Annotated in this window: 8 protein-coding genes; 5 read left to right on the top strand and 3 right to left on the bottom strand. The window is 70.9% G+C overall.

Going from position 1 to position 8,543, the window contains the following annotated elements; all coding sequences use genetic code 11:
* The coding region (locus COGEMETH_RS15580; RefSeq protein WP_238183519.1) for a succinate dehydrogenase assembly factor 2 at positions 1 to 173 on the bottom strand (173 nt) is incomplete at its 3' end.
* Positions 174 to 269: 96 nt separating this feature from the next.
* On the bottom strand, positions 270 to 1,616 hold the full coding sequence (rimO, locus tag COGEMETH_RS15575; RefSeq protein WP_238183517.1) for a 30S ribosomal protein S12 methylthiotransferase RimO: 1,347 nt from the start codon (positions 1,614 to 1,616) through the stop codon (positions 270 to 272).
* Between the two features lie 376 nt (positions 1,617 to 1,992).
* Here rimO and pabB point away from each other — a divergent pair, with 376 nt between their 5' ends.
* From pabB to COGEMETH_RS15555, 4 genes are all read left to right on the top strand, one after another.
* Positions 1,993 to 3,369, top strand: coding sequence for an aminodeoxychorismate synthase component I (gene pabB / locus COGEMETH_RS15570; protein WP_238183516.1), 1,377 nt, complete (start codon positions 1,993 to 1,995; stop codon positions 3,367 to 3,369).
* Positions 3,370 to 3,454: 85 nt separating this feature from the next.
* On the top strand, positions 3,455 to 4,069 hold the full coding sequence (locus tag COGEMETH_RS15565; RefSeq protein ID WP_238183515.1) for an anthranilate synthase component II: 615 nt from the start codon (positions 3,455 to 3,457) through the stop codon (positions 4,067 to 4,069).
* A complete protein-coding gene (locus COGEMETH_RS15560; protein WP_238183514.1) occupies positions 4,056 to 4,907 on the top strand; it encodes an aminotransferase class IV in 852 nt (283 codons plus the stop codon). The genes COGEMETH_RS15565 and COGEMETH_RS15560 overlap by 14 nt, the downstream gene beginning before the upstream one ends.
* On the top strand, positions 4,904 to 5,347 hold the full coding sequence (locus COGEMETH_RS15555) for a DoxX family protein (RefSeq protein WP_373875377.1): 444 nt from the start codon (positions 4,904 to 4,906) through the stop codon (positions 5,345 to 5,347). The genes COGEMETH_RS15560 and COGEMETH_RS15555 overlap by 4 nt, the downstream gene beginning before the upstream one ends.
* Before the next feature lie 210 nt (positions 5,348 to 5,557).
* Here COGEMETH_RS15555 and mazG read toward each other — a convergent pair whose 3' ends face one another.
* The gene (gene mazG, locus COGEMETH_RS15550) at positions 5,558 to 6,400 is read right to left on the bottom strand and encodes a nucleoside triphosphate pyrophosphohydrolase (RefSeq protein ID WP_238183513.1); all 843 of its coding nucleotides are present in this window, start codon (positions 6,398 to 6,400) and stop codon (positions 5,558 to 5,560) included.
* A 676-nt stretch (positions 6,401 to 7,076) separates the two neighbouring features.
* Here mazG and COGEMETH_RS15545 point away from each other — a divergent pair.
* Complete coding sequence (locus tag COGEMETH_RS15545; protein WP_238183512.1) at positions 7,077 to 8,189, top strand: replication protein RepA; 1,113 nt, start codon at positions 7,077 to 7,079, stop codon at positions 8,187 to 8,189.
* Positions 8,190 to 8,543: the final 354 nt, after the last annotated feature.

The following is an 8,543-nucleotide window of genomic DNA, read 5'->3' as shown; positions in this document are numbered from 1 at the left end:
TCGATCAGGGCCTCGAACTGGTCGAGTTCGGCCTCCGACAGGGTGCCGATCTCGGCGTCCGCGAAGCGGCCCATGATCAGGTCCATCTCGCGGATGCCCCGGTGCCAGGCCCGGAACAGGATGCGGCGGCGGCGGGGATCGAGGTCCGCGCTGGTACGGGTGGTGCCGGACATGGTTCAAGAAGACCTGGAACGGGAGCCTGTGATGCCGTGATCACGGCATGACAGGATCATGGGATCAATCCAACCCGGCAACGGTGCCGCAACCGGTCACACCACGCTGCCGTAGAGATCGTAGGCATCCGCCCGCTCGACCTTCACGGTGACGATGTCGCCGACCCGGACCGGGCGGCGGAAGCTGACGTGGACGCTGCCGTCGATCTCCGGGGCGTCGGCCTTGGAGCGGCCCCTGGCGCCGGCCGGGCCGGCCTCGTCGATGATGACCGGGATGCGCCTGCCCACCTTGGCCCGCTGCAGCCGCAGGGAGACGGCGTTCTGCGTCGCCATGAAGCGGCGCTTGCGCTCGGCCTTGACCTCAGGCGGGATCAGGACGCCGAGGTCGTTGGCCGGCGCCCCGCGGACCGGCTCGTATTCGAAGCAGCCGACACGGTCGAGCCTGGCCTCGCCGATCCAGGCCAGCAGCTCCTCGAACTCGGCCTCCGTCTCGCCGGGAAACCCGACGATGAAAGTGGAGCGGATGGCGAGATCCGGGCAGGTCTCGCGCCAGCGCCGGATGCGCTCCAGCTGCCGCTCCTGGTTGCCGGGGCGGCGCATCCGCTTGAGCACGGAGGGGCTGGCGTGCTGGAGCGGCATGTCGAGGTAGGGCAGTACCAATCCGTCCGCCATCAACGGGATCACCTCGTCGACATGGGGGTAGGGGTAGACGTAGTGCAGCCTCACCCAGGCCCCGAGGCCGCCCAGTTCCTTGGTCAGGTCGTAGAAGCGCGCCCGCACCGAGCGGTCCCGCCACGGGCTCTCGGCGTAGCGGGTGTCGATTCCGTAGGCGCTGGTGTCCTGCGAGACGACGAGCAGTTCCTTCACGCCCGCCTTCACGAGTTTCTCGGCCTCCCGCAGCACGTCGCCGGCCGGCCGGCTGACGAGGTCGCCCCGCAGGGAGGGGATGATGCAGAAGGTGCAGCGGTTGTTGCAGCCCTCGGAGATCTTCAGGTAGGCGTAGTGCCGCGGCGTCAGCTTCACGCCCTGGGGAGGCACGAGGTCGAGGAACGGGTCGTGGGCCGGGGGCACCGCCTCGTGCACGGCGGCCACCACCGACTCGTAGGCCTGCGGACCCGTCACCGCCAGAAGGTTGGGATACTTCTCGCGGACCTCCTCGGGCTGGGCGCCCATGCAGCCGGTGACGATGACCCGGCCGTTCTCGGCCATCGCCTCCCCGATCGCCTGGAGCGATTCCGCCTTGGCGGAATCCAGGAAGCCGCAGGTGTTGACGATGACCACGTCCGCCCCGTCGTGGCGGCGGGACAGTTCGTAGCCCTCGGCGCGCAGGTGCGTGAGGATGCGCTCGGAATCGACCAGCGCCTTGGGACAACCGAGGGAGACGAAGGAGATCCGCGGTGCGGCCCCCTTCGATGCGTCTCTGAGCGAAGCGGATGCGGTCATGATGGCCCGTGCGGCGCGCGCCCTGCGGGCCGATGCGTGAGCGGTCCGCGGGAATCGAGCGACGTGTTCTGGAATCGGAACCGGTATAGACGCATCGCTCTGCGCTTGCGAGGCCGGGCGGCGCATGGCGCCCCATCGCATCCCGGCGGTGCCGGCCTCCCGTCCAGGACGCGGAAATCTTGGACTGCGGTGAGGTGTTTCGTCGTCTCGAACAGTGCTTTGCACCGATCCGCGCATGCATCGCATCAAGCCTGCCAGGGAAGGGATGCGTTGCCGGCGGGTCTTGTCCGCGCCACGCGACTCCGGTGCCGCTTCCACCACGACGGCGTCTGTGCGACGGCTGCAGCGACCCAAAAACCCGGTTTGCTGATTGGTCATGTGGACCCGAGAGATCCCGTTCATCGATCCCGTCGTGGCGGCGGGGCGACTCCGGCACCGGCCGGGTCTCGCCTTTCTCGACAGCGCGATGCAGCACGAGACGCTGGGCCGGACCTCGATCCTGGCCGCGGAGCCCTTCGCCCGCTTCCGGTTCCGTGACGGAAGCGCCACCCTCGACGGCCACGCGGTCGAAGGCGGGCCGATGGAAGCCCTGCGCGCCTGCCTCGCACCCTACCGCCTGCCGGCAGGCGCCCAGCCCTTCCCCGGCGGGGCCATCGGCTACTTCGCCTACGACCTCGGGCAGTGCCTGGAGACCGTCGCGGCACCCGCCCGCCGGGCCGGGCTCACGGACGACGTCGCCGTTAACCTCTACGACACGGTGCTCGCGGTCGACCACGCGGCTGGCACCTGCACCCTGGTCGCCACCGGATTCCCGGAGCTCGACCCATCGGCCCGTGAGGCCCGCGCGGCCGAGCGGCTCGCCCGCTTCGCCGACCTCCTGGGCGCGGACCGGGAGCCGGCGCCAAACCGTCACCAGCCGGACACCCGGCTCGCGTGGCGCTCCAACTTTTCCCGGCAAGCCTATGAGAAGGCCGTCGAAACCGTCCGGGACTACATCCGGGCTGGCGACATCTACCAGGCCAACATCGCCCAGCGCTTCAGCGCGGACCTCCCCGAGGGCTTCGACGGCTTCGCCTTCTACCGCGCCCTGCGCGAGACCAACCCGGCGACGTTCTGCGCCTATCTCGCCTTCGAGGGCCTGACCGTCGCGTCGAGTTCGCCCGAGCGCTTCCTCAAGCTCGACGGGCGCAGCGTCGAGACCCGGCCGATCAAGGGGACGGCCCGCCGCGTCGCCGACCCGCAGGCCGACCGCGCCGTGGCCGAGGCCCTCCAGGCCTCGCCCAAGGAGCGGGCCGAGAACATCATGATCGTCGACCTGCTGCGCAACGACCTCTCGCGCATCTGCGAGCCGCACAGCGTGACGGTCCCGGTCCTGTGCGGGCTGGAATCCTACGCCGGCATCCACCACCTCGTCTCGGTGGTCACGGGCACCCTGCGCGCCGGCTACGACGCCCTCGACCTGATCGCCAAGACCTTCCCCGGCGGTTCGATCACCGGCGCCCCGAAGATCCGGGCCATGGACATCATCACCGAGATCGAGGGCGACGCGCGCGAGCTCTATTGCGGGGCCATCGGCCGGATCGGCTTCGACGGCTCCCTGGACACCTCGATCGCGATCCGCACCGTGTTCATGGACGGCAGGACCGCCGTGCTCCAGGCGGGCGGGGGCGTCACGCTGCTGTCCGAGCCCGGCCCCGAATACGAGGAGACCCTGACCAAGGCCGCCCGCGTGTTCGAGGCCTTCGCACCATGATACCGCGCGCCGTGATACCGACAGCGGCCAACAGCGGCACCTGCGCCACCGGCCGGCTGCGGAGCCGGGCCGCCGACCTGACCCCATGATCCTCGTCATCGACAATTACGACTCGTTCGTCTTCAACGTGGTCCGCTACCTGGAGGAGCTGGGCGCGGACGTGCGCGTGGCGCGCAACGACGCCCTCGACGTGGCGGGCATCCGGGCGCTCGCCCCCGAAGCCCTGGTGGTCTCGCCGGGGCCCCGCACGCCGGCCGAGGCGGGGGTGTCGCTGCCCGCGATCCGCGCCCTGTCGGGCCATGTGCCGATCCTGGGGGTCTGCCTCGGCCACCAGGCGATCGGTGCGGCCTTCGGCGGCCGGGTCGAGCGGGCGGGCCGCCCGCTGCACGGGCAGGCGACCCCCGTCGACCATGCCGGCACGCGGCTGTTCGCGGGGCTGCCCAGCCCGATGCAGGTCGGGCGCTACCATTCCCTCGTGGTCGCCCCGCAACCCGGCATGGCGGAGCAGTTGTCCATCGATGCCGTCTCGGCGGAGGGCGAGGTGATGGCCCTGTCCCACCGGACGGACCCGACCTACGGCATCCAGTTCCACCCGGAATCGGTCCTGACCGAGAACGGCCACGCCCTGTTTTCGAATTTCCTCGGCCTCGCCCGCGACTGGCGCGCGGCCCACGCGAAGGCCCCCGATGCTGTGGGCTGACGGCCGCCTGATCGCGGGCAGCACCGCCCCTTTCGACCTGACCGACCGCGGCCTGACGCTGGGCGACGGCGTCTTCGACACGGCCCTGGCGCTGGACGGGCGGATCGCCTTCGGGGAGGCGCACGTCGCACGGCTCTCCACGGCCACCGAGGCGCTGGGCTTCCGCGTGGCGCCCGAACGGATCGCGGAGGCCATGCAGGCCCTGGCCGGCCAGGGCCCGCGGCTCGCGATCCGCACCACGGTGACGCGCGGGCGCGGCCCCCGCGGCCTCAGGCCCCCGGACGACCCGACTCCCACGGTCTTCGCGAGCGCGGCCGTGGCCTCGCCGCAGGCCGCCTTCCAGCCCCTGCGCCTCCACCCGACGGGGATCGCCCGCAACGAGACATCGCCCGCCTCCCGGCTGAAGACGCTGGGCTATCTCGACGCCGTGCTCGGCGCCCGCGAGGCCGCCGCGGCGGGCTTCGACGAGGCCCTGTTCCGCAACACACGCGGGGCGCTCGCCTGCGCCGGAACCGGCAACGTGTTCTGCCTCTTCGGCGACCGGCTGGCGACGCCGCCCCTCCGGGACGGTGTGCTGCCCGGCATCGTCCGGGCCGAAATCCTGCGCCTCGCTCCCGCCTGCGGCCTGCGGGCCGAGGAGGTCTCTCTGACGTCAGCCGCCGTGTCGGACGCCGACGCCGTCTTCCTGACCAACTCCCTGCGCCTGCTCGCCCCCGTCCAGGCGGTGGGCAAGACCGACTTCGCCAGCGCCACCCACCCAGCCGTGATCCGCCTCACGGCCGCCCTGCGGGCCGAGGTCGCCCGATCCTGCGGCGTGAGCGAGGATCGCGTGGCGTGACGGGGCAGGGTGCCGAGGGGAATGCCGGGACCATCGACGGCCGCCTGTGGCTGCGCCGGGCGCTGGGCCTCCTCTACGGCTTCATCGGCGCGGTCCACCTGGCAGCCCCCCAGAAGCTGATGCCGCTGATGCCCGACTGGGTGCCAGAGCCCCACCTCGTCATCCTGACCACCGGCCTTTGCGAGATCGCGGGCGCCGTCGCCCTGGCGATCCCGCGCCTGCGCCGTCCGGCCGCCATCGGGCTGGCCCTCTACGCGGTCTGCGTCTACCCGGCCAACCTCAAGCATGCCCTCAATGGCATCCACGTCGAGGGGTTGCCGGATTCCTGGTGGTATCACGGGCCGCGGCTGGCCTTTCAGCCGGTCCTGGTCTGGGCCGCCCTGTTCGGGGGAGGGCTCCTCGACTGGCCTTTCGCCAGGCACCGATCGCGCCGGCAGTGAGACGGCTTTCGCCGGGGCGGCGCTGATGGGACGGAGGCCAAGCGGCTTCCCGGCCCCGATCCGCCTTCGGCCACGGTATCCAAGGAAGCGTGGATCACAGGATGCGGTGATCGGAGGATCGTGAGATTCTGTCTCGGCAGGGAATCTCCGGTCTACGAGTTCTCGACCCTGCCGCTGCGAGGAGACCCAAGCCGTTTCCTGAAGCCGCTCCTATCCGCCGCGCTCGTTCCGCTTCACCACGTTCCAGGCAGCCTCCATCGCCGGAAGGTCGCAGTCCGGGAGCGGCCGGCCGGCCTCCTCCAGCCGGGCCGCCATCGCCCGGAAGCGGCGCTCGAACTTGGCGGTGCCGGCCCTGAGGGCCGCCTCCGGATCGACGCCCGCGTGCCGGGCGAGGTTGGCCACCGAGAACAGCAGATCCCCGATCTCCTCGGCGACGGCTCCCGGATCGCCCTGCCCCAGCGCCTGCGCGACTTCGTCGGTCTCCTCCCGCACCTTGCCGATCACCTCGGCGGCATCCGGCCAATCGAAGCCGTAGGAGGCCGCCCGCTGCGAAATCTTCTCCGCCCGCGTCAGCGCCGGCAGGGCCAGAGCCACGCCCCCGAGGGGATCGATGCCGGCTCCCTCCGGCGCGCCCTTGGCGCGGCGCTCGGCCGCCTTGATCGCCGCCCACTGCGCCTCGACGGCGATGGAACTGGGGCCCGCGCCACCCTCCGGCAGGAGGGCGCCCGAGGCGTCGAACACGTGCGGATGGCGCCGGATCAGCTTGTCCGCGATCGTGCGTGCGACGTCGTCGAAGCCGAAGGCGCCGGCCTCCTCGGCCATGCGGGCGTGGAAGACGACCTGGAGCAGCAGGTCGCCGAGCTCCTCCCGCATGTCCGCCATGTCGCCCCGCGCAACGGCGTCGACCACCTCGTAGGCCTCTTCCAGGGTGTAGGGGGCGACGCTGGAGAACGTCTGCGCCACGTCCCAGGCGCAGCCGCGCATCGGGTCGCGCAACGCCGCCATCAGGCGGAGCAGGGTGGGTAGCGGGGCTACCTCCGGTCTCTCCGGCATGGTCGCAAATCCTCTTTCGCTCGGGTGCGGGTAGCTCGGCGCTTAGAGCGATTGCACCAGCCATGCACGCGGCAATTCCGTGCCCTGCCTGGGGATAAAGACCCCTTATTCTTTTAATTCCATGTGATAATTCCCTTCCTCGCGAGCGTCCTTCACAGCGGACGGTTCGCGTGGGACTTAGGAAATCTATCAGAGAGGATTCTCAGAGAGTCAGTTCAGCAGGTTATAGGGGAGCGGGAAATCACCTGCTCCTGCAACGGCATAGGACCCAATCGCGCATCCGACTCTGCGCGGGTCCGCATGCGACTCTGCGCGAGCGCGCATCGGAGTCTGCGGGCCGGTCCGGCCGTGGCGTATGGGATTCGGCGTGGCCGCGTATGCGATTCGGCGCGATTCCCGGCCCGTCCCGCTGAACAACGGGGACAAGCGGGCAGCGACCGCGCGTATCGAACTCTGCGTGGCCGCGCGGGGGCCGCCCGTACCGTATCCGACTCTGCGTGCAAGCCCGACCAGGGACCTCCACCGGGCGGCATCCGCCGGGGAGGGGAACCGTGGATATCCGGGACAACCCCAACCCCGGCCGGGACTCCCGGCAGCCGAATCGTGCCAAGAGGATTTCGGATGGAGTACCGGCGCCCGCAGGGCCCGGCCCTGGAACGCGGACGACGCCGAGGACATGGGGATCGCGCAGACACTGGCCGGCATCCGCGATCCCGACCTCCTGGCCGAGGTCGAGGCGGCGCGCGGCGGGTTCCTGTTCGCCCAGATCGCCGAGCACATCCTGCACCGCCAGCGCGAGCGGGACGCCGCCCAGGCCGCCGAGGGGGCGGTCAGCCGACGCCGGGCCGGCATGGGCCGCGACCAGCGCCGGCGGGACGCCGTGCGCGAGGTGATCGAGAACGAGCCGACCGCGCCCGAAAACCTCCAGCACCTCCACTCGGTCCTGGCGCTGTGCGGCCTGCCCTATCGCGATCCGGGCGAGGCCCGCGAGTTCACCCGGCACTACGGCCGCAACTCCCTGAGCCTGCTCGCCGGGCGCCTGAAGAGCCCCGTGAGCGGCGAGATGGAGCCGCAGGGCCTGCCCTACGGCCCCAAGGCGCGGCTGGTGCTGCTGCATCTCTGCACCGAGGCCGTGCGCCAGCGCAGCCCCACCATCGCGGTGGCGGATTCGCTCTCCGGCTTCATGCGGGAGATGGGATTCGCCGTCACCGGGGGCGAGCGCGGCACCATCCGCCAGTTCAAGGAGCAGCTGAACCGGCTCGCCGCCTGCACCATGCAGATCGGCCTCTGGGACGGGCGCGACCAGGCCACCACCCTCAACGTGCCCCCCTTCCGCAGCCTGGAGTTGTGGCGCCCGAGGGAGGGCCAGGGGGGCGACAAGGGAGGCGACAAGGGGGTCGCCTGGTCCCGGACCGTGCAGTTCCACCAGGATTTCTACGAGACCCTGATCCGGCACGCCCTGCCCGTGGACATACGGGCCGCCCGCGCCTTCTCCGGCTCGGCGCGCAAGCTCGACCTGCTGTTCTGGGTCGGCTACCGCCTGCGCGCCCTGCAGCGCCCCTTGCGCCTCACCTGGGACAACCTGCACGGGCAGTTCGGGGCCGAGAACGCCTGCATCCGCAGCTTCCGGCAGGCCTTCAAGGCGGATGTCGCCCACCTGCGCGAGGTGTTCCCGAAGCTCCCCGTGGCGCTGGACGACAACGGCATGACCCTCCAGCCCGCCGACGCGGGCGCGCTGCTGGTGCCGCCACGCCAGGGAACGAAGCAGGGAACGAAGGCTCGCGCATAGGGAATTTACCCCGGAATTTCCCTATTCCAGGCCGATGCCGAGCCGGGCGGGGTTTCGCGGACCGCCGGGCGGATGTTCCGGCCGACCACGGCCGTTATTCCGTCGATAGAATATGACGATGTCAGGTCTTCCCTTCGAAAACCCGGTCTGCTAGCCTTCGTTCTCTGGAAGGAATTTTTGGGAAGAAAGGAACCCGGCATGGTCCCCTCGGAGGCCGAGATCGAGGCGCGGCTGGCCGAGCTGCGCCGCCGCCGCGACGCCCTCGACCGAGAGATCGCCGACCACCTGCTCTATCTCGAACTCGGCCGCCGCCTGCGCGGCGCCGGGCCGGCCGACCCCTTCGCCAGCCCCTTC

Source organism: Methylobacterium trifolii, from assembly GCF_022179685.1.
GTDB classification, from domain to species: domain Bacteria; phylum Pseudomonadota; class Alphaproteobacteria; order Rhizobiales; family Beijerinckiaceae; genus Methylobacterium; species Methylobacterium trifolii.
The sequence above is the reverse complement of the archived record's forward strand: the minus strand, read 5'-3'. Positions and strand labels throughout refer to the sequence as shown.

What these genes read in the sequence shown, in the direction of transcription:
- rimO (WP_238183517.1), bottom strand. Translation starts at nt 1,616, where the DNA reads ATGACCGCATCCGCTTCGCTCAGAGACGCATCGAAGGGGGCCGCACCG.
- pabB (WP_238183516.1), top strand. Translation starts at nt 1,993, where the DNA reads ATGTGGACCCGAGAGATCCCGTTCATCGATCCCGTCGTGGCGGCGGGG.
- COGEMETH_RS15565 (WP_238183515.1), top strand. Translation starts at nt 3,455, where the DNA reads ATGATCCTCGTCATCGACAATTACGACTCGTTCGTCTTCAACGTGGTC.
- COGEMETH_RS15560 (WP_238183514.1), top strand. Translation starts at nt 4,056, where the DNA reads ATGCTGTGGGCTGACGGCCGCCTGATCGCGGGCAGCACCGCCCCTTTC.
- mazG (WP_238183513.1), bottom strand. Translation starts at nt 6,400, where the DNA reads ATGCCGGAGAGACCGGAGGTAGCCCCGCTACCCACCCTGCTCCGCCTG.
- COGEMETH_RS15545 (WP_238183512.1), top strand. Translation starts at nt 7,077, where the DNA reads ATGGGGATCGCGCAGACACTGGCCGGCATCCGCGATCCCGACCTCCTG.